The 19,723-nt window shown below is 74.3% G+C and carries 18 protein-coding genes; 5 read left to right on the top strand and 13 right to left on the bottom strand.

Annotated elements, in window-relative coordinates; all coding sequences use genetic code 11:
* Nucleotides 1–12: 12 nt before the first annotated feature.
* The 8 genes from AQI94_RS28890 to AQI94_RS28855 form a co-directional block, all read right to left on the bottom strand.
* Nucleotides 13–1,086: a zinc-dependent alcohol dehydrogenase family protein gene (locus AQI94_RS28890; RefSeq protein ID WP_062230016.1), complete on the bottom strand. Its 1,074-nt coding sequence runs from the start codon at nucleotides 1,084–1,086 to the stop codon at nucleotides 13–15.
* 132 nt (nucleotides 1,087–1,218) lie between these two features.
* A complete protein-coding gene (locus tag AQI94_RS28885) occupies nucleotides 1,219–2,217 on the bottom strand; it encodes an Acg family FMN-binding oxidoreductase (RefSeq protein ID WP_031059856.1) in 999 nt (332 codons plus the stop codon).
* A gap of 626 nt (nucleotides 2,218–2,843) precedes the next feature.
* On the bottom strand, nucleotides 2,844–3,695 hold the full coding sequence (locus AQI94_RS28880) for a universal stress protein (protein ID WP_031059853.1): 852 nt from the start codon (nucleotides 3,693–3,695) through the stop codon (nucleotides 2,844–2,846).
* A 256-nt stretch (nucleotides 3,696–3,951) separates the two neighbouring features.
* Nucleotides 3,952–5,511 carry an FAD-dependent oxidoreductase gene (locus AQI94_RS28875; RefSeq protein ID WP_031059852.1) on the bottom strand — a complete coding sequence of 520 codons (1,560 nt, stop codon included), beginning with the start codon at nucleotides 5,509–5,511 and terminating at the stop codon, nucleotides 3,952–3,954.
* Nucleotides 5,508–5,792, bottom strand: coding sequence for a hypothetical protein (locus tag AQI94_RS28870; RefSeq protein ID WP_031059847.1), 285 nt, complete (start codon nucleotides 5,790–5,792; stop codon nucleotides 5,508–5,510). Before AQI94_RS28870 ends, AQI94_RS28875 begins: the two co-directional genes overlap by 4 nt.
* Entirely contained in the window at nucleotides 5,789–6,520 is a 732-nt protein-coding gene (locus tag AQI94_RS28865; protein WP_031059844.1) for a methyltransferase domain-containing protein, read from the bottom strand. The genes AQI94_RS28870 and AQI94_RS28865 overlap by 4 nt, the downstream gene beginning before the upstream one ends.
* A gap of 47 nt (nucleotides 6,521–6,567) precedes the next feature.
* Nucleotides 6,568–7,761, bottom strand: a complete 1,194-nt coding sequence (locus AQI94_RS28860; RefSeq protein WP_031059842.1) for a lycopene cyclase family protein — start codon at nucleotides 7,759–7,761, stop codon at nucleotides 6,568–6,570.
* Between the two features lie 151 nt (nucleotides 7,762–7,912).
* The gene (locus AQI94_RS28855) at nucleotides 7,913–8,500 is read right to left on the bottom strand and encodes an RNA polymerase sigma factor (RefSeq protein WP_037945342.1); all 588 of its coding nucleotides are present in this window, start codon (nucleotides 8,498–8,500) and stop codon (nucleotides 7,913–7,915) included.
* A 241-nt stretch (nucleotides 8,501–8,741) separates the two neighbouring features.
* On the opposite strand from AQI94_RS28855, the gene AQI94_RS28850 reads away from it, so the two are divergent.
* Genes AQI94_RS28850 through AQI94_RS28835 form a run of 4 tightly spaced genes read left to right on the top strand, consistent with a single transcriptional unit; the run spans nucleotide 8,742 to nucleotide 13,604 of the window.
* Nucleotides 8,742–10,055 carry a polyprenyl synthetase family protein gene (locus AQI94_RS28850; RefSeq protein ID WP_062230015.1) on the top strand — a complete coding sequence of 438 codons (1,314 nt, stop codon included), beginning with the start codon at nucleotides 8,742–8,744 and terminating at the stop codon, nucleotides 10,053–10,055.
* Nucleotides 10,052–11,590, top strand: coding sequence for a phytoene desaturase family protein (gene crtI, locus AQI94_RS28845; protein WP_031052919.1), 1,539 nt, complete (start codon nucleotides 10,052–10,054; stop codon nucleotides 11,588–11,590). The genes AQI94_RS28850 and crtI overlap by 4 nt, the downstream gene beginning before the upstream one ends.
* Nucleotides 11,587–12,594 (top strand): phytoene/squalene synthase family protein, encoded by a 1,008-nt coding sequence (locus tag AQI94_RS28840; RefSeq protein WP_031052917.1) that lies wholly within the window; start codon nucleotides 11,587–11,589, stop codon nucleotides 12,592–12,594. The genes crtI and AQI94_RS28840 overlap by 4 nt, the downstream gene beginning before the upstream one ends.
* Nucleotides 12,591–13,604, top strand: coding sequence for a DUF5914 domain-containing protein (locus AQI94_RS28835; RefSeq protein WP_062230014.1), 1,014 nt, complete (start codon nucleotides 12,591–12,593; stop codon nucleotides 13,602–13,604). Before AQI94_RS28840 ends, AQI94_RS28835 begins: the two co-directional genes overlap by 4 nt.
* Nucleotides 13,605–13,640: 36 nt before the next feature.
* Here the strand turns inward: AQI94_RS28835 and denD are convergent, their stop codons facing one another.
* On the bottom strand, nucleotides 13,641–14,657 hold the full coding sequence (denD, locus tag AQI94_RS28830) for a D-erythronate dehydrogenase (RefSeq protein WP_031053266.1): 1,017 nt from the start codon (nucleotides 14,655–14,657) through the stop codon (nucleotides 13,641–13,643).
* Between the two features lie 290 nt (nucleotides 14,658–14,947).
* Between denD and AQI94_RS28825 the strand changes: the two genes are divergently transcribed.
* Nucleotides 14,948–15,871: a hypothetical protein gene (locus AQI94_RS28825; RefSeq protein ID WP_031053269.1), complete on the top strand. Its 924-nt coding sequence runs from the start codon at nucleotides 14,948–14,950 to the stop codon at nucleotides 15,869–15,871.
* 163 nt (nucleotides 15,872–16,034) lie between these two features.
* Here the strand turns inward: AQI94_RS28825 and AQI94_RS28820 are convergent, their stop codons facing one another.
* The 4 genes from AQI94_RS28820 to AQI94_RS28805 form a co-directional block, all read right to left on the bottom strand.
* On the bottom strand, nucleotides 16,035–16,913 hold the full coding sequence (locus tag AQI94_RS28820; protein WP_062230013.1) for an SDR family oxidoreductase: 879 nt from the start codon (nucleotides 16,911–16,913) through the stop codon (nucleotides 16,035–16,037).
* Between the two features lie 67 nt (nucleotides 16,914–16,980).
* The gene (locus AQI94_RS28815) at nucleotides 16,981–17,442 is read right to left on the bottom strand and encodes a hypothetical protein (RefSeq protein WP_031054023.1); all 462 of its coding nucleotides are present in this window, start codon (nucleotides 17,440–17,442) and stop codon (nucleotides 16,981–16,983) included.
* A gap of 47 nt (nucleotides 17,443–17,489) precedes the next feature.
* Nucleotides 17,490–19,109: a phytoene desaturase family protein gene (locus AQI94_RS28810; RefSeq protein WP_062230012.1), complete on the bottom strand. Its 1,620-nt coding sequence runs from the start codon at nucleotides 19,107–19,109 to the stop codon at nucleotides 17,490–17,492.
* The gene (locus tag AQI94_RS28805) at nucleotides 19,102–19,602 is read right to left on the bottom strand and encodes an SRPBCC family protein (RefSeq protein WP_037945506.1); all 501 of its coding nucleotides are present in this window, start codon (nucleotides 19,600–19,602) and stop codon (nucleotides 19,102–19,104) included. The genes AQI94_RS28810 and AQI94_RS28805 overlap by 8 nt, the downstream gene beginning before the upstream one ends.
* Nucleotides 19,603–19,723 lie beyond the last annotated feature (121 nt).

The following is a 19,723-nucleotide window of genomic DNA, read 5'->3' as shown; positions in this document are numbered from 1 at the left end:
CGCTGGGAGACGTCACGCGGCCGCCGGAACGGCGAGGGTGTCGTGGCGCGGTTCGCCCAGCACGACCTTGAGTGCGCCCGTCTCGGACGCGCGGCCGAAGACGTCGTAAGCCTCCTCCATGAGGTCCAGCGGGAACGTGTGGGTGACCATCGACGACGTGGGCAGCCGGCCCGCGGCCGCCATCCGCAGCAGGGTGGGCGTGGACGAGGTGTCGACCAGCCCGGTCGTCAGGGTCACGTTCTTGATCCACAGGTCTTCGAGGTGCAGGGTGGCGGGCTTGCCGTGCACTCCGACGTTCGCCACGTGGCCGCCGGGACGCACCATCCGCGTGCTCAGTTCGAAGCTCTCCGGGACACCCACGGCCTCGATGACCACGTCGGCGCCCAGGCCGTCGGTGAGGTCCGCGACGAGCTGTTCGGGATCGTCCCGCACGGCCACGACCGCGTCGGCGCCGAGCCGCTTGGCGGCGTCCAGCCGGGAGTCGGCCAGGTCGACGGCGATGATCCGCTCCGGTGTGTACAGCTGTGCGGCACGGATCGCGGCCAGTCCGATGGGACCCGCTCCGACGACGGCGACGGTGTCTCCGGGGCGTACGGAACCGTTGAGGACGCCCACCTCGTACGCGGTCGGGAAGATGTCGGCGAACAGGACGGCGTCCTGTCCGCTCAGCCCGGCGGGCAGCGGATGCACGGACAGGTCCGCGAAGGGCACCCGTACGTACTCGGCCTGCGTGCCGTGGATCCGGTGACCGAGGATCCAGCCCCCGCCGCCCAGGCACTGGCCGTACATGCCCTGCCGGCAGAAGCGGCAGCGGCCGCAGGCGGTGATGCAGGAGACCAGGACCTCGTCCCCCGGCCGGAGCGTGCGTACGTCGCTGCCCGTCTCGACGATCTCGCCGACCGCCTCGTGGCCGAGAACCGTGCCGGGTGCCACCTCGGGCACGTCGCCCTTGAGGATGTGGAGATCCGTCCCGCAGATGGTGACCGCCTTGACCCGGACGACGGCGTCAGTGGGGTCCTGCACGGTGGGGTCCGGGACCTGCTCCCAGGCAGACTGCCCGGGACCGTGGAAAACGAGGCCCTTCATGACCGTTCCTCCTTCGCTCCGGTGCTGGACTTGCCCTACGGCTCCAGCGTGAGCCGAGTGACGGGCATCCGCATGGGCTGTCCGGACTCCACCCGGCGGGCAGGACGGCTCTTCCCGAGCCGGGCGGCGTCGTCAGCGGGTGTGGCGCGCCTCCGTCACCACCTGTGGGGCCCGCCGTGGTGTGACGGGACCTTCCGGGCCGTGGCCCAGACGGATCAGCATCTGCGCGTGCCCGGTGTGATCGGGCGCGGGGCTGAGGTCGCGCCGCAGGTCGGGCCACTCCATCGGCTGGTGCAGCAGGGACGCGCGCAGACCGTGGGCGGTGGCCACCAGCAGCACGTGTTCCAGTGCCTGGCCGGCGCGCAGCCAGTCGGCGCGCCGGTCGTGTTCGGTCGTGAGCAGGGCGATGACCGGAGTGGTCTCGAAGTCCTGGGCGGGCAGCCGTTCGGGGTGCCGCTGGGCGGTGAAGTCACGCATCGGGATGCGTTCGCGCGCGTCCTGCGGACCGAGCACGCGGTCCGGCAGCCCCACGCCCCCGGAGGCGCCCACGTCCGAGTGCAGCCAGCGGCGGCTTTCCGAGCTCCGGTCGGTGTCGGCACGGTTGCGGTGCTCCGCCTCGGCGGTCACGCGCAGCAGGCGTACGGTCTCCGGAGGGTCGGGGAAGGTGAGCAGGGCGCCTTCCGTGTGTGCGGCCTCGGCGAGTTCGACGCGGGCGGTGGAGGACACCGGGCGGCCGGAGAAGGGCATACGGCTGCTGTGCCGGCGCCAGATCTCCGCGTACAGGTCCGGGCGGTGCCCGAACGCCTTGCGGTGGGCGGGCGCCATCAGCCGCACCGCGGCCAGCAGGCCGGGGTCGTCAGGGCTGGGCAGCAGCCGGACCACGGGCGCCCAGCCGAAGTGGCCGACGGCGACCCGGAGGTTGAAGACGGCCGCTCCCACCGAGACGTGCAGGGCGCGTCCCGCGGGGTCCGCGTGCCGCAGGCCACGCTCGGGGGCGGCGCGCACCTCCAGTGTGACGGTGCCGGGGTCCAGCCGGTAGCGCCACGGCTGGGTGTTGAAGAACGAAGGCGCGGCCACGGCGGCCGACAGACAGGTTTCCAGGGTCGTGGCGTCAAGAGATGCGCCGTTCATGATGCTCTCCTCCCGCACGGGCGTCGGACGAGTCCGCGTGTCATCGAGAGTGGGGTTTCGGTCCGGCTACGGAGAGGGGCCGACCGTCCCTCGACCGTGGCCGACCGGGGTACCTCGCCCAGCGGCGTCCTGCGGCACGCCCCGCCGAACCGGACCCGCGGACGAACTCCGTCATGCGCGTGATCGCCCCGTCGCGCTGGGCGTCCTCGCCATTCCGCCGGTCACTGCCGTGGGTGCGCGGCGTGCGAGGGTCTGGCGGACGTCGGTGCCCAGAAGTTCACGGCGAAGCCGACCGTCGCCAGGGCCGGCAGCAGCCACACGCGCCCCGGCACCGATGCCGGGGACACCGCGCGGTTCCTCTTGGACGACTGCAACACCGTCGCGTGCCTCCTGATCGCAGAGTTCCGGCCGCCGCGTGTGGGGTGACGGCGCGACGGCCCGCGCTCCAGCCTTGGTGCTTCCGCGCCTCCGCACAAGGGACCGTCAGGCCCGCGACCAGGCCCGAACGGCCCTTCGCGCGGCCTGTGGGACAGCCCTGTGGGCTCTGCCGGAGCCTCCGCGCGCTCCGTGCCGGCGCGGACACGCCGCCGCCCGGGTCCGGGAGCGGGGGTGCTCAGGCCGCCGTGTCAGCCGCCGGGCGTCGGAACCAGCACCACAGGACAGTGCGAGTGATGCAACAGAGTGCGAGCGACCGGGCCGAGGTGTCGGCCGAGCGGGACTACGTGCCGGTGGGTGCCGATGACGACGACGGACGCCTCTCGCGTGGCCTCCAGCAGCGCGTGAGCCGGACTCAGCCGCCCGGTGCGGGCGTCCACGCACACCTGCGGATGCTGCTCCCGCGGCCGGACCACGCCGAGTCGGGGCACGGCCTCCTCGGCCGGATCTCCCCGCACCTGGCGTCGCCGGCCGGGACTTGTCGCCGGAAGCGGTGACGGTATGCGGGGAGTGAGGTGCCGGTGGGGCGTCGCGTGCACGACACGCAGCGTCACCCCACGCCACTCCGCCTCCTCGAAGGCGTAGGCCGCGACGTCCGTGTCCCCGTCGCCCTGGAGAGCCAGCAGGACCGGCCGCTCCCCGGCGCACGTACCCCGGTCGCGTGGAAGGTCATGGCGTACGACCATCAGCGGGCCGCGCGCCCGTGCGGCCAGCCGCGGGCCGACCGCGCCCACCAGCAGTCCGGTGACTCCGGTGAGCCCTCGGGTGCCCACCACCGTGAGGGCCGCCTCCTCGCTCTCGTGGACGAGTGACTCCACAGCGGTGCTCTCGACCGCGCTGGTCGTGACGGGCAGTTCGGGGTGACGCCCGTGAACCCGTGCAGCGGCCGACGCCAGTACCGGTCCGGACGCGTCGCGATCGGAGACCGCGTACAGGATGTGCAGTCCGGCGGCGCGCCGTACGGCCTCCTGCGCGGCCTGGTCCAACGCCCGTACGGCGATCAGCGAGCCGTCCACTCCGACGACCACGTGACGGTGGGTCATGGCCGTTCCCTCCTGCGTCCGTTGCCGTCCGCGCGGCCCCTCCGACGGCCGGGTTCTGTGAGGTGCGGCCCGCCGGGGTCACGGCGTTTCCAAGGGTCGATGCTGGCTCCGCCGCGGCGCGCTCGGCAGGGGCCGTACGGCATCCTCAGCCCGCCGTACGGCCTTGCGGCGGGGGCCCTTCGGGCGCCGGCGCCGCTTGCCGGGGGCGGCGGCCTGGTGGGGCCCTTGAGCTCTCCGGTGGCCGCCGGACCTGGGCTCAGGCCCCCTCTCGTTCCCGTGCGCGCCCGCCCGCCAGGGTGCGGAGCAGACGGTTGCGGCCACCGTTGGGCACGGTCCACAGCGGGTGGCCCCGCACCGCCCACGACTGCAGGAGGGCGTTGGCGGCGAGGAAACCGCTGGTGGCGGCGCGTTCCATCAGGGCGACCGGGAGGTCCGTACGCACCAGGTCGCCGGCCAGCACCAGCCCGGGCTGCGGGGTGCGTACGCCGGGCCGGTCGGTGTATCCGCCGACGGGGAACAGGGGGCAGTCCTGCCGCCATTCGTGCCGGGCGTCCAGGACGCGCGCGTCGCGGGTCTCGGGGTAGACGTTGCGGAGTTGTGCGATCAGGTGCCGGGCCTCCGCGTCGGGGTCGGCGTGCTCCGGCAACGCGTAGCCGTGGAGCTCGACCACGGAGCCGCCGGTGCGGGCGGACCATCGGGCGGCTTCCTGCTCCCAGCGATCCAGGACGCTGACGTTGTCCAGGGAGCCGTATCCGGCCGTGCCGAGGAACCCGGGCCGGCCCGCGTCGACGGGACGGTCCAGCCAGAGCCGGGAGACGAGGAAGGGCGGGGCGGTACGCAGTCGGCCGACGCGTTCACGCCAGGCCGCGTCGGCGAGCCGGGGTGAGCGGCCGACCAGGGAGCGCAGGCCGGCGGTGTCGAGGGCCAGGACGACGGTGTCGTACCGCCGCTCCTCGCTGTCCGTGGCGACGGTGAAGGCGCCGTCCGGGGTGGGTGAGACGTTCTCGACGGAGGTGGACAGGCGCAGGTCGACGCCGTGGCGGCTGAGGTGTTTGGCGAGGGGGTCCCACAGGGCCGTCGGGAAGGGGTCGTCGGGCACGTCGAAGAGAAGTCCCTCGGAGCTGCCGAGGAAGTAGATGTGGAACATCAGGACCATCTCGGCCGCCGAGAGGTCGCGGGGGTCGGCGAAAAAGCTCCGCGAGAAGACCTCGAACGCCAGGTGACGTGCGGCCGGGGGGAAGCGCAGGGACTCGAGGAAGTCGTACGCGCTGACACCGTCCAGTCGGGCGTAGACGTCCGGGACGCGGACGTCCAGCAGCGGGAGGGCCGCGGCGGGGCGCATGCGCACCAGGTCCCGCCAGCGGAAGGAGGGGCTCAGCGCCACGAAGCCCAGTGCGCTCAGCGGCGGCGTGCGCGGCACTCTGCGGAAGCTGTCGTGCAGTCCGTCGCGGTGTTGCAGCGGGTAGTCGGGGAGGCCGGTGAGCCGCCCTGGAGGGGAATCGGTCCGGCTCAGCAGGCTGCGCAGATTGTAGTACTGGCGGAAGAAGGCGTGGAAGCCACGGCTCATGGTCGCGGTGGTGCCGTCGGACAGGCCGGTGCTCCAGCCGCCCACGCGGCCGCCCAGGTAGGCCTCGCGTTCGTAGAGCGTCACCTCCACGCCGCGTTCGGCGAGTGCCGTGGCGGCGGCGAGGCCGGCGATGCCACCACCGACAACGGCCGTGCTCCGGGCCTGCCCACCGATCCGGGTCGCGCCGGGCGGCGGAGGCAGGAGGACGGCCTGCCGGTCCCGGCCGGGACCTACCGACCCGGCCGTCACTGTCCACTCCCGACGGGCCGGGCCACGCGGCGAGCGACGACCGTGCGGGTGATGCCGGTCGTGGCCCTGCGGCGGGTCGCCCCGGACGACAGGGGCACGAGGGCGACGCGGCAGCCCCGGCCGGGGCCCGCCGTCATCGCGGTGCGGGTACTCCCGACCTGCCCACCGACCTGCTCACCGACCTGCTCACCGACCTGCTCACCGACCAGGGTCGCCCCGGACGGGCAAGGCAGGAGGACGGCGTGCCGGTCCCGCCCCGGACCCACGCCCACGGCCGTCACCGGCCACCCCCCACGCGTAGGGCCGCGCGCCGGGCCACGATGGTGTGGGTGATGCCGGTCTGCCAGCCGGGCAGGGGCAGGGCGCGTACGTGGTCGAATCCGCGGGCCCGAACGCGGGTCGTGAAGCGGTCGGCCGTGTCGAACTCGACGACGCTGCACCAGAGATGGCGGTACAGGTCGCCGTCGCCGAGGGCGGAGGCGACGGGCAGCACCAGGCCGCGGCACACCGCGCTCCAGACGGCGCGGTCGAGCGGCCGCCCGCTGAGGGTGTACTCGTGCACGGCGAGCCGGCCGTGCGGGGCCAGCAGGTCGTGGACGGCGTCCAGCACGGCGTCGGGGTCCGCGACGTTGCGGAAGAGGTACGCGGCGAACACCGCGTCGAAGGGCCCGTGCACGTCCGCCTCGGCGAGCGCCTCCGCCGGGGCGCACACGAACCTGACGCTGCCCGCCCACGGCTTGGCCCTGGCGCGGTCCAGCATCCCGGCCGAGGCGTCCACGGCGGTGATGTCGGCGTCGGGCAGCACGCGGGCGAGCGCGGCGGTGGAGGCGCCGGTCCCGCAGCCGAGGTCCAGGACGCGCAGTCCGGTGCCCGGGTGGGGCAGTCCGAGTCGGCGCGCCGAGCGGCGCAGATGGGCGTGGTAGCCGGGGTTGGCGGCCACGAGTGTGTCGTAACTGTCCGCCGCATGGTCGAACGCGGCGGCCAGGTCCGCGTCACGCAGCACGGTCACGCTGCCTCCTGGTACGGGTCGTCGGGGATCGCGGGCCGCACCGCGGGTCACGGTCCGGGAAAGGGGCGCCGGGGAAGCCGGGGCACCTCCGCGGCGGCCCGCAGCATGGGCAGGACAGGGGTGCGCAGGCCGATGGCGAAGTCCTCGTGCGGGCGTGTGCCGCCGTCCAGGAAGCGCAGGAGCCGGGTCATGGGGATCCTCGTGAACAGCCGCGCGAAGAAGTCCGCGCCGTCCACCAGGCCGCTGTCGAGGGCGTGCAGCAGGACCGCGTCCATGGCGCGGGCGCGGGGCGAGTGGGGCGAGGGGGGTACGGGACGCCGGCCCTGCCGCAGGGCCGCGGCGACGGCCGCGGTCTGGCGCTGCACGCCGGCGAAGGTGTAGCCGGTCGCGGGCCGGGTGGCTCCGCCGGCCGCCCCGATGCGGAAGACCGACGGACCCGTCTGCCGGGCGAACCTGGCGTCGGTCATCGGGATGACCCCGGTCTCGGTGGCGGTCACCTCGAAGTCCTCCAGGCCGAGCACGGTGCCGGTGTAGTGGTGCAGTGCCTTGTCGTACGCGTCCGGGGAGAGGACGGCCGGCGAGAACTCCGTGTACTCCACCAGGGCCTGGTCCGGGCGGGTGGGCAGGACGTAGCCGAAGGAGAGGCCCTGGGCGGGCTGGGAGGTGCGCAGGTCCATGAACTCCACGCGGGCGGGGTCGAAGACCGGGCGGCCGGTGCGGACGAACCAGCCGTGAAAATGCTGGAGCAGGGTCGTACGGGCCGCGGGCAGGCTGCCCAGCGGCCGGGAGTCGAACACCCAGCGGGCCCGCACGGACTCGGGGTGCCCGGCCGCCGTACGGGCGTCGATCCGGGCGCCCCGCGGGAGTCCTTCGACGCTCTGGACGGTCGCCTCGATGCGCCGGACCTGTCCGCTGCGGTCGAGGTCGTGCCCGATCAGGGACTCGAAGTCGTCCGAATGGATCATCTTGTAGCGCAGGGGCGAGATGTCGTGCTCGATCGGCTCGCCCGTGGGCCGGTGGACGCGCAGGCGTTGCCACGTCCGGGTGACCGCGGCGTCGTAGGGTCCGCGGCCGCTCTCCCAGAAGCACCAGGTGCGCCGGGGCGGACGCAGCGGGCCGGGCGGGGCGTCCAGCAGGACGACGGACGGACGCCGCACGCCGGGGGCGGGGCGGGAGAGGCGGTGGGCCAGGGACAGTCCCGCGGCCCCCGCTCCGATGATGGCGACGTCCGCCTCGTCCATGTCCGGCCCACTCCCTCCGCGCCTTCGCCCTGCCCTGCGGCGGTATTCCGGTCGCAGTACCCGTCCGGATGCGGATGTCACCTGTTCCGGCCGCTTCGTGCCGGGGGTGATGCCGGTCGCGAGGGTGTCGCGCATCGGTTCTGCGTCGTTGTCACGCGGCGCACTCGACCAGGTCGTCCTGGCGGAGCCGGCCGGCGAGGCGGCGCAGGCCCCGGCGCGCGTGACTCTTGACCGTTCCCAGCGGCCAGCCGGTGACCTCGGCGATCTGGGTCTGGGTGAGGTCGTCGTAGAAGGCGAGGTTGAGCACCCGGCGCTGCGGTGCCGGGAGCTGCGACATCTCGTCCGCGAGCAGGACGCGGTCCAGGGCGGCTTCCGGCAGCGCGGCCTCGTCCTCGGCCCGCAGAAGCAGCTGGGCGCCGGCGGCGGCGACGAGTTCGTTGCGCCGGGTGCGGGCGGCGAGCGCGTCGGCGATCTTCCGGCGGGCGATGCCCGTGAGCCAGCCGGGCAGGGTGCCGCGGTCCGGGGCGAATCCGGCGCGGCCCCGCCACGCGGCGAGGAACACCAGCTGGGTGATGTCCTCCGCCTCCCTCGCGTCCCCCAGGGAGCGCCTGGCGAGGGCGTGGACGAGCGGTCCCCACCGATGGTGAACGGCCGTGAGGCACGCCTCGTCCCCCTTGAGGAACCCGGCCACGAGATCGCTGTCGTCGATGTCTCCGCCGGTTCGCGGTGCGGTCGTCATCGTCACTCCTCCGCTGAGCCTGGTGGTCGCCGAGAGCGACCGCAGCTCCTCCACCCTGCGGATTCCACGCCGGGGTGGCAACTTGCATCGACTTCGCATCGAATTGACCAGGAGGGGTGGGTCACGCACCCGCGGGATCCAGTCCTCACCGTGCCGCCCCGCATCCGTCTCCGCCACCCGAGGCGAACCGGTCATGACGACGCCAGCTCTGATCACGAGGATCTCGACGAGGGGAACCGGCATGAGCTCCACCGTGGCAAAGGACCACCGCGCGGACCGGAGTCCGTGCGCGCACCCGACCGCCGAGCAGGTCTCCCCCGCTGCGGCCCGCCGGACGGCGCAGCCGGCGGACCAGGTCCGGGGCGATCACCAACGCGCTTCCCCGCCGACAACCCGTTCGGCGTACGGCGACGACCCGCGCGCCGTGGACGCGGACGTGACCCACGCCGTGCGCGCGGTGCTCGGCGAGCTGCTCGACCAGCAGCTGGCCGCTGCCCAAGCCGTCGACCCGCTCTTCGGCGAGGACCTGGCCGCGCGGGTCGCCCGCTTCACGCGGGGCGGCGGCAGACTCGGCCGTTCCCGCCTCCTGTGGTGGGCGCTGCGGGCCTGCGGCGGCGCCGAGCCCTGGCGGACGCAGGCCGCGCTGCGGATCGGAGCCGCCCTGGAGCTCATCCAGACCTGTGCCCTGGTCCACGACGACGTGATGGACGGAGCGCGCGTGCGCCGCGGCCGCCCGGCACTGCATGCCGACGTGGCGGCCCAGTACGCGGGGGCGTGCGACACGCGTCAGGGCGAGCGCCTCGGGGAGTCCGCCGCGATCCTCGCCGGTGACCTGGCCCTGGCCTGGGCGGACGACGTGGTGGCGGACACCGAGATGCCCCGCCCGACCGCCCGGCGGGTCCGGGAGCTGTGGCGGTCCCTGCGGACCGAGATGGTGGCCGGCCAGTATCTGGACGTGCAGGGCGAGGCCACCTCGGCGCGCTCCCCGGCCCGGGCGATCCGCGCCGCCCGCCTCAAGAGCGCCCGGTACTCCGTGGAGCGCCCGCTCGCGCTGGGGGCGGCGCTGGCCGACGCGGGGCCGGCCGCCACCCGGGCCCTGGGCTCGGCGGGCCGCTGTGTCGGGCTGGCCTTCCAGCTGCGCGACGACCTCCTCGACGCCTTCGGGGATCCGCGCGACACCGGCAAGCCCGCCGGCGGCGACATCCGCAGCGGCAAGCCCACCTACCTCGCCGCCGTCGCACACGCGCGGGCGGAGACCTCGGGCGACCGACACGCCCAGGACCTGCTGCGCGACACCCTCGGCCGTACGGACGCCTCCGAGGCCGAACTCGACGCGGTGCGCGCGGTGTTCGCGTCCACCGGTGCCCGCGACAGCGTGGAGGAGAAGATCCGCGGACTGGTGGCCCAGGGGCTGCGCCACCTGGACACCGCGGCCCTCGAACCCGAGCCCACACGGCAGTTGCGCATACTGCTGCGCTCCGCGAGCGGCGTGGCCTGCGAAGCGGCCCCCGCCTCCCTGGTCGTGCCGACCGCCGACGAGGGGGCCGGCCGATGACCCGTACCGTTCCCGGGCGCACCGACCATGTGGTGGTCGTCGGCGCCGGCCTGTCCGGGCTGGCGGCCGCCCTGCACCTGCTCGGCGCCGGACGCCGGGTGACCGTGGTGGAGCGCGACGCGTCACCGGGTGGCCGGGCCGGGCGGACGGTCCGCGGCGGCTACCACCTCGACACCGGGCCCACGGTCCTGACCATGCCCCATCTGGCGGACGAGGCGTTCGCCGCCGTGGGCGACAGCCTGGCCGCCCGGGTCGATCTGGTGCCGCTGCACCCCGCCTACCGCGCCCGGTTCGCCGACGGCAGCACCCTGGACGTGCACACCGGCGCCGAGGCGATGGAGGCGGAGATCGAGCGCTTCGCCGGGGCCCGCGAGGCCGCCGGATACGTCCGGCTGCGCGCGTGGCTGGAGCGGCTGTACCGGGTGCAGATGCGGCGCTTCATCGACGCCGACTTCGACTCGCCCCTGCAGCTGTTCCATCCGGACCTCGCGCGCCTGGCCGCCCTCGGCGGGTTCGGCCGCCTGGACGCGCGCATCGGACGGTTCCTGCACGACGAGCGGCTGCGGCGCGTGTTCTCCTTCCAGTCCCTGTACGCGGGTGTGGCACCGGAACGCGCCCTGGCCGCGTACGCCGTCATCGCGTACATGGACACGGTGGCGGGCGTCTGGTTCCCGCGCGGCGGCATGCACGCGCTGCCCCGGGCGATGGCGGACGCCGCCGAGGACGCGGGGGCCGACCTGCGCTTCGGGCAGACGGTCACGCGCCTGGAACGCTCCGGGGAACGGATCACGGCCGTGATCACCGACAGCGGCCGGATCGCCTGTGACGCCGTCGTCCTCACCCCCGACCTGCCCGTCACCTACCGGCTGCTGGGCCGCGCCCCGAGGCGGCCGGTGGGTCTGCGGTTCTCGCCCTCCGCCGTGATCCTGCACGTCGGCACCGACCGCACCTGGCCCGGGCTGGCCCACCACACCATCTCCTTCGGCGCGGCCTGGCGGCAGACGTTCCGCGAACTCACCGATCACGGCCGCCTGATGAGCGACCCGTCCCTGCTCGTCACCCGCCCCACCGCCACCGATCCGGGCCTCGCCCCGCCGGGACGCCACCTGCACTACATCCTCGCTCCCTGCCCGAACACCGCCGTGGGCCCCGACGCGGCCGAGTGGGGCGAGCTGGGCCCGCGCTACCGCGACAGCCTGCTCACGGAACTGGAGCGGCGCGGCCTGGACGGTATCGCCGCGGCCGTCGAGGAGGAGTGCCTGGTCACTCCGGCCGACTGGCAGGCCCAGGGCCATGCGGCCGGCTCGCCCTTCTCCGCCGCTCACACCTTCGCGCAGACCGGGCCGTTCCGGCCGCGCAACCTGGTGCGCGGCACGGTCAACGCCGTGCTCGCCGGTTGCGGCACCACCCCCGGCGTCGGCGTACCGACCGTCCTGCTGTCGGGCAAGCTCGCCGCGGCCCGCATCACCGGTGGCGCCCGCCCCGGCCGGCCGCGCCCCGCCGTACGTGAACCCCAGGAACGGAGGCCGGTATGACCGACCGTGAACTCGACGCGGCCGGCGTCACCGATCCGGCGCTGCGCCAGGCGTACACCCGGTGCCGGCAGCTGAACGCCCGGCACGGCAGGACGTACTTCCTGGCCACCCGGCTGCTCCCGGTGGCGCGCCGGCCGGCCGTGCACGCCCTGTACGGGTTCGCCCGCTGGGCCGACGACATCGTCGACACGCTCGACGGTACGACCACCCCCGCCCAGCGGGCCGAACAACTGACCCTGCTGCAGCACCAGTTGGAGGCGGGACTGCGTACCGGCGAGAGCGCCGAACCGGTCGTGAGCGCCCTGGCCGACACCGCGCTGCGCTACGGCATCGACCACCGCCACTTCACCGACTTCATGACCGCGATGCGTGCCGACCTCGACATCACGGGCTATGCCACCTACGCCGACCTGCGCACCTACACCTACGGTTCGGCGGAGGTGATCGGTCTGCAGATGCTGCCGGTGCTCGGCACGGTCGTCCCGCGTGAGGAGGCGGCCCCGCACGCGGCGGCCCTGGGTGTGGCGTTCCAGCTGACCAACTTCCTGCGGGACGTGGGCGAGGACCTCGACCGCGGCCGTGTCTATCTGCCCGCCGACCTGCTGGCCGCGCACGGCGTGGACCGGCAACTGCTGCGCTGGAGCCGGGACACCGGACGCCCCGACCGCCGGATCACCGCCGCCCTGCGGGAGTTCGAGCGGCTGACCCGCGCCCTCTACCGTGAGGCCGCCCCGGGGCTGGCCATGCTCGACCCGGTCTCGCGCCCGTGCATCCGCACCGCGTTCGTCCTGTACGGGGGAATCCTGGACGCGGTCGCCGCGGACGAGTACCGCTCGGTGCAGCGCCGAGCCGTGGTCCCGAGGCGGCGCCGTGCCGTGGTGGCCCTCGACGGACTGGTGCGGGTGGGCGCGGCGCGGCTGCGGCACGGGACGGCCGACGAGCGGGCCGTTCCCGCGCCGGGCACGGACACCGACACCACTTCCCCCTTGCGGAGGATCGCATGAAGCCGCGGCGACCCGCGGGACGTTCCCGCTACCCGCTTTCCCTGCGGCACCGCCCGGTGCGATGGGACAAGCAGCAACCGACCTGGCGGCAGGCCCGGCCGGCTCTGATCGCCGAGGCGCTGAAGCGGGCCGAGGCCCGACCGTCCGGCAACTGGTACGTCGTCGGGGCCCGTCGGGACGTTCGCGCCGACCGACCGTTGTCCGCGACGGTGGCCGGGCGGGAACTGGTGGTGTGGCGCACCGCCGACGGGCGGCTGGCCGCGGGGCCCGGCGTCTGCCCGCACCTGGGGGCACCGCTCGCCGACAGTCCGGTGCGCTGCGGGACCCTCGTCTGCCACTGGCACGGACTGGCCCTGGACGGCGGGTCGTTCGCCGGCTGGGAGCCGCTGCCCGTGTACGACGACGGAGTGCTGGTGTGGGTCCGCCTGGACCAGGTGGGCGGTGAACCGCCGACACGGGCGCCGGCCGTCCCGTCCCGGCCGCGGTTGTCGCGCTCCGTCGCCGCCGTCTACACCGGGGTGGGGATCTGCGAGCCGGAGGACGTGGTGGCGAACCGGCTGGATCCCTGGCACGGGGCCTGGTTCCACCCGTACTCCTTCGTGGACCTGACCGTGGTCGACACTCCCGACGCCGGCGGGGTGGGCGAGGACGGGTTCACCGTGGACGTCTCCTTCAAGGTCGCCGGGCGGTTGGTCGTGCCGGTGCGGGCCGTCTTCACCACGCCCGGACCGCGGACGGTGCTCATGAGCATCACCGAGGGCGAGGGCCGGGGCTCCGTGGTCGAGACGCACGCGACCCCGCTCGGCCCGGACGAGCTGGGCCGGCCACGCACCGCCGTCGTCGAGGCGGTCGTGGCCTCCTCCGCGCGTCCCGGCTTCGCCGCGGCCCGCGCGGCGGCCCCCCTGATGCGCCGCCTGATGACGGCGGGGGCGGCGCGGCTGTGGCGCGACGACCTCGCCTACGCCGAACGCCGCTGGCTGCTGCGGTCCACGGGACGCTTCCCCGGCTGACCGAACTCCCGGACGCCGCGGACCTGTTGGCGCGGTTCAGCGGGGCGGGGCGGCGACGGCGTCGGGGTGATCGGTGAGGTAGTCCAGGAGCACCGACCGGAAGCTCGGGTCGGGGGTGAGTCCCATTGCGGTGGCGCGCCGGTGGTCGAAGGCGGCCGGCCATGAGCCGACGATCGCCTCGACCGCCGGGTCGGGAGCAAGGGTGACCCGGTCGGCGACCGTGTCACCGGCGACCTGACGCAGGGTCGCGAGCATGTCGGCGACGGACACGGTCAGGCCGGGCAGGTTGACCGGCAGCGGGCCCTCCAGGCGGCCCGGTCCGGTGCCGCGTTCGGCCTCGGCGACGCGGAGAATTCCCTCCAGAGTGCGCCGGGGTGAGGAGAGGGCGACCTCCAGAGCGGGATCGACCGGGCACACGGCGGGCAGGCCCGCGAGCGGTTCGCGGACGATGCCGGACAGGAAGCCGGAGGCGGCCGCGTTGGGCTTTCCCGGACGCACCGCCACCGTCATCAGACGGGCGACCCGCCCGTCGACGAAGCCGCGTCGGGTGCAGTCCGCGATCAGCTGCTCGCACATCAGCTTCTGGGTGCCGTAACTCGACCGCGGGGCCGCCACCGTCGTCTCGCTGACCGCCGCGGGCAGCGGCAGGGCCGGGTGGGAGCCGTAGACGGCGACACTGCCGGCGAACAGCAGCCGCATGACCGGCCCGCCCGACGCGGACTGCGCCCGCGCCGCCTCCAGCAGTGCGCGTGTGACGTCCACGTTGGCGCGCATCCCGAGGTCGAAGTCGGCCTCGCACTCGGCCGACACCGCGGCGGCGAGATGGAAGAGCACGTCCACCGGCTCGGCGAACACGGCGTCCAGGTGCTCCGGCAGTTCCCCGTGCACCACCTGGACGGGCGTTCCCGCGCGGTGCGGGTCACCGGGCGGGGCCACGCGGTCGACCAGCACCAGACGGCCGATCGGCGCACCGCCGAAGGTGCCCGCTCGCGTCAACGCGTCGGCCAGCAGCCGTCCGAGGAACCCGGACGCACCCGTTACGACGATTCTCACCTGTTCATCTCCTCCGGAGACGGCTTGTCCCATCGAGTCGTACGGAGTGGTCGGGGCCGGTCCTCCATGTGATATCAGGGCAGAACAGGCAAGCCAGGACGCTGTTCCGTGCCGAACTCGTGAAAGATTGACGAAGGTTGTGAGGAGCGACAAGAATGCGGCTCGCTCGCTGTGACTGAAGCGAGCGAAGTGACACGAGTGGCTCCGCCACGGCTTGGTTTCCCACTCTCCGCGCACGCGGCCGCTCGCGTCCCGCCACCTCCCACATTCTCGAACCGCTAGGGCATATCTTGACGCGCCTTTCACGCTCCAGAACGTCGGCCGCCATCGCCGCAACCGCCTTCATCGCCACGGCCACTCCCCTGTTCGGGGCCGCTGCCGCCAGCGCCACCCCCGCGGGCGGCTGCCAGACGGCCACGGTCCAGTACCGTCTCGTCGACTCCTCCGGAAAGCCGGTCGACGCCGACTGGACCTCGCAGGGCGGCTTCCACCAGTGGTCCGCCGCCCCCGGCACCGTCGAGGTGCGGCTGGCTCCGGGTCAGACCGTCGGCGAGGGCTGCAAGTACCCGGTCTCGCTGGCCGAGTACACCACCGAGGGCCCCAACTGGTACACCTCCGGTCTCCAGACACTCGTCGACCACGCCACGGTCTACCTCAGCGCCGCCGACCTTCCCGGTGCCGACGAGAAGCAGACCTGGCAGAAGCTCACGGTCAAGGCCCCGGACTGCTACGGGCAGATCGACCTGTACGGCGACGACGTCATCTACGACGGCGGATCGGGTGAGGGTCACGGACCCGCGCCCTACCAGCCCGACAACGTCGTCACGCCGTACCACCTGATCGCCGCGTGGAACGGCGGCGACAAGTCGTGCACCCCCGACGAGCCGAACTCCCCCACGCCCCCGCCCTCCCCCTCCACGCCGGACAGCCCGAGCAGCCCGCCCGCGAGCCAGCCGCCCGCGGACGAGACGACGCCGCCGGCCACGTCCACGACCCCGCCCTCGGACTCCACCACTCCGCCCACCACCCCGGACGTCCCTCCGATGGAGTCGACGCCCCCCACCGCCCCGGCCCCCTCGCCCAGCGACAGCACCCCGCCGCTGGCCGAGACCGGTTCCAGCGCGCCGGTCGGCCTGATAGCCGGCGGCGCTGCCACGGTGATCGCCCTCGGTGCCGCCGCCCTCTACGGCACCCGCCGCGCACGGCGTTCCTGACCCAAACCGCCGCCACCGCCACGCGGTGAGGCACCTGGCGGTGTCGCCCCGGACACCGGCCGCCGACCACTCCGGTCGGCCGGTCGAGGACCCGGGGCGACACCGCCTCTGCCGTGCGCAGGCCCGGCGCGAACGCCGGCAGGGAGCCTGGCTTCGCGCCGGTTCAGTTCTCGCGCCGTGCACCGCGGTCGGCCAGACCGCCGGCGCCGAGTGGTCCCGTGTACTCAAGAGCCCCTTCGGCCTCCAGGCGGGGCAGCGCGCGGCGCGACACGCGCAGTACGAGGGGTGGCAGGGCCGCGCGCACCGGCTGGGTCAGGCGCAGCCAGGCCGGCGCGTACACGGCCGTACGCCGCCGCTCCAGGCCCCTGACCAGATGTGCGGCGACCGTTTCGACGGGGTACACGCGGCGGGCCGGCCCCGGCATGCGGACGCGCAGTTCACGCAGGACGGCGTGCCCGTCGGCATCGCGGATCATGTCGGTGTCCGTCCAGTTGAGGTAGCCGATGCCCACGCCGACGCCACGGTGTGCCACCTCCGCCCGCAGGGAGTGCGCGAAGGCCTCGGCCCCCGCCTTGGAGGCGCAGTAGGCGCTCATCAACGGGGCCGCGCCGATCGACGCGAGCGAGGCGATCTGGAGGAAGTACCCCGCCGTGTCGAGAAGGTCCGGCAGGAACGCCCGGGCCGTGTGGGCGCTGCCGGTGAGATTGACGTCGACGACCCGGCTCCAGGCGTCCGGCGGCGAGGTGAGGAAGGGGCCGCCCTCGGCCACGCCCGCGTTGGCCACCACCGCCGAGGGGGGTCCGAGCCGGGCCCGCACGGTGCGTGCCGCGGCGGCCAGCGCGTCGGGGTCGGTGACATCGACCTCGACGGCCAGGGCCGGCCCCGGCAGGGAGGCGGCCACCGCTTCCAGGAGGGCCTTCTCGTGGCCCAGCAGCGCCACCCGTGCGCCGCGCCGGGCGATCTCGCGGGCCAGCGCCGCACCCAGTCCGCGGGCGGCTCCGGTGACGACCACGGTCCGGCCGTCGAGCGGGCTCCTGCGCACGGTCCGGCCCTCCTTTCGTGCGGCGGACACGGTGTCCGCCGTGTCCTGGCTCTCCGAACGCCCGGGCTCAGCTCTCGCGGTCCGGCGGGCGCGCGGCGTGGTCGGGGTGACCGGGGGTGCGGCGCTCCTCCTTCATCTCCGCCTCGTACAAGTGGTCACGGCCCCGCGCGAGTTCCTGCACCGCGCTCGCCTCCAGCTGCTGGAAGGGCCGGTAGTACGTGGCGTTGTAGGCCTCGACGATCTGGAACGTCCAGTGCCCGGGGATGACATTGCGCCCGAGGATCTCCGAGCGGACCTTCGCGGCCCATTCGGGGTGGCCCGCCTCCTCCAACAGCTTTACGGCACGGTCGAGTTGCAGGTCCGCGGAACCGGTCAGCTGGTGGAAGTCGTACAGCCGGCCCCTGGCCCGCTCGGTCGTCTCCAGTGCCTTGGACAAGGCCCCGAGAGCCTCGACGGTCGTGTCGTCGACCCCGTCGGGGCGCCGATGGTCGCGGTCGGGGCCGCCGAGGTCCTCCTCGTGTTCGTTCACTGGTCCTCCTCGACGGATGCGGCCGCCCCGGCGGGCGGCGCCGTGGGTCAGTGCCTGCTTCCGGTGCGGTCGCGGCGGGTCAGGGCTCGTTGGGCGCGGGCGAGACCGGGGGGACGGTGGCGGTGCAGGGCGGCCCGCGCGGCGTTGGCGCCCGGCGCTCCGTGCACGCCACCGCCCGGATGGGCGCCGGAGGAGGCCAGGAAGAGCCCGGGAACGGGAGTCTCCGGGCGTCCGGTGCCGGGCACGGGGCGGAAGACGAGCTGCTGGTGGAGAGCGGTGGTGCCCCCGTTGATGGCACCGCCGCTCAGGTTGGCGTCGAGGGCCTGGAGAGTCGGGGGCGCCAGGATGCGGCGGCCCCGGATCAGGCCGCGGAATCCGGGCGCGAACCGTTCCACCTGGTGCTCGACCCGGTCGGCCATGAGCTCCTGGTCCTTGGTGTCCCAGTCCCCGGTGATGCCCTGGTCCGCCGCGTCGGCCCCGATCTCGTGCGGGACGTGGGTATAGGCCCAGGCCGATTCCGTGCCCTGCGGGGAGCGGGTGGCGTCGGCGGTGGTCATCTGCCCGAACAGCAGGAACGGCCGGTCCGGGACCTGCCGCATGGCCAGCTGCGCGGCGAAGCGTGTGAGTTCGTCGACGCCGTCGGCGAGGTGCACGGTGCCGGCCCGGGACGCCTGCTCGGCCCGCCACGGCACCGGGCCGTCCAGCGCCCAGTCGACCTTGAACGTGGCGAAGTCCCACTGGAAGCGGCGCAGGTCCTCCAGGAGCTGCGAGGGCAGGTGCTCGGGAGCGAGGAGGCTGCCGTACAGCGTGGGCACCGACACGTCCGCCAGCACGGCCCGGCGGGCCGGTACCGCGCCGCCGGCCGCCGTACGGACGCCTACGGCCCGGCCGCCGCGGACGACGACCTCCGTGACGCGCTGTCCGCAGCGCACCTGCCCGCCCCGGGCGGTCAGGCGGCGGGCCAGGGCCTGCGTCAGGGCGCCGGAGCCGCCGACCGGGACGGGGAAGCCGTACGTCTGGCCCAGCATGGCCATCAGCCAGCCGAAGCCGCCGCTGCCCGCGGATTCCGGGGCGAGGTCGGCGTGCAGGGCGTTTCCCGCCAGCAGCAGCCGGCCGCCCTGTCCGCGGAACTCCTCCTCCCCCAGCCGCCGTACCGGAAGGACCAGCGTCCGGGCCATCCGCAGACCGCCCGCGGCCCGCAGCCGCCAGGCCAGGCGAGCCGACGCGCGCACCGGCGGGAAGGGCGTGAACAGGGCGTCCAGGAGGTCGGGACGCAGACGCAGCCACACGTCGTGCAGCCGCCGCCACGCGTCGCCGTCGCCCGGCGCGAAGGCGTCGAGGGACGCGGCGGTGGTGTCCGGATCGCGGTCCAGGAGGGCGCAGCTGCCGTCGGTGAGAGGGTGTGCGAGCACGCTCGGCGCACTGCTCCAGCGCAGTCCGTGGTCCTCCAGGCGCAGGGCGGCCAGGACCGGCGAGGCGGCCGCGAGCGGGTAGAAGGAGCTGAAGAGATCGTTGACGAAGTCGGGGTGGACCCCGTGGTCGTGGCGCACCGCGCCGCCCGGCTCCGGCTGTTCCTCCAGTACGTCGACGCTCCAGCCGGCGTCCGCCAGCACGTTGGCGGCGACCAGACCGTTGGGACCCGCGCCGATCACCACGGCGTCAGGCATGACCGGCTCCCTCCACGCCCGGCCCCGCCGACGGGACCCGTGACAGGTGCCGGGAGGCGGGTGCCGTGCTCTCGCACAGCCTGGCCAGCCGGGCGAGCATGGTGCGGTGGCGCAGCTGGATCAGCGCGTCGAAGCCGACGTTGTGCAGCCGGCCACCGGCGCCGCGCAGCGGGTGCTCGTCCACGATGACCAGGCACTGGTCGCCCCACGGGCGCAGTTCGATCGCGATGCGGGCCGTGCCCAGCACGCCGGCGTGGGCTTCCAGCTCCAGGGCGACGCCTTCCTCGCAGTGGCGTACGACCGTCTCGTTGGCCAGCCGCAGCGGGCCGAGCCGGACCTGGAAACGGATCGCGGCGTCCTTGTGCGGCCACTGCCCCCGGGCGGGCTCGGACTGCGCGGTCCCCACCACCCACTCCGCGTAGCGGTGACCGTCCGCGAGGACGTCCCACACGGCACGCGGACTGACTCGGATCAGACGATGACGACGAGCCACGGTCACCTCCAGGACTGTGTGTACAGAGCTTCTGTCGTGATCCCCGCGCCGGATGCACGGTCGGGGCCCGCCCGTGGTGGTCGGGACGCCGCCGCGGTCACGGTTCCTCTCGCGTGATGTC

This window comes from Streptomyces pseudovenezuelae, from assembly GCF_001513955.1.
GTDB lineage: Bacteria > Actinomycetota > Actinomycetes > Streptomycetales > Streptomycetaceae > Streptomyces > Streptomyces pseudovenezuelae.
Note: the sequence above shows the minus strand (reverse complement) of the source record. Positions and strands in the feature narration are given on the sequence as shown.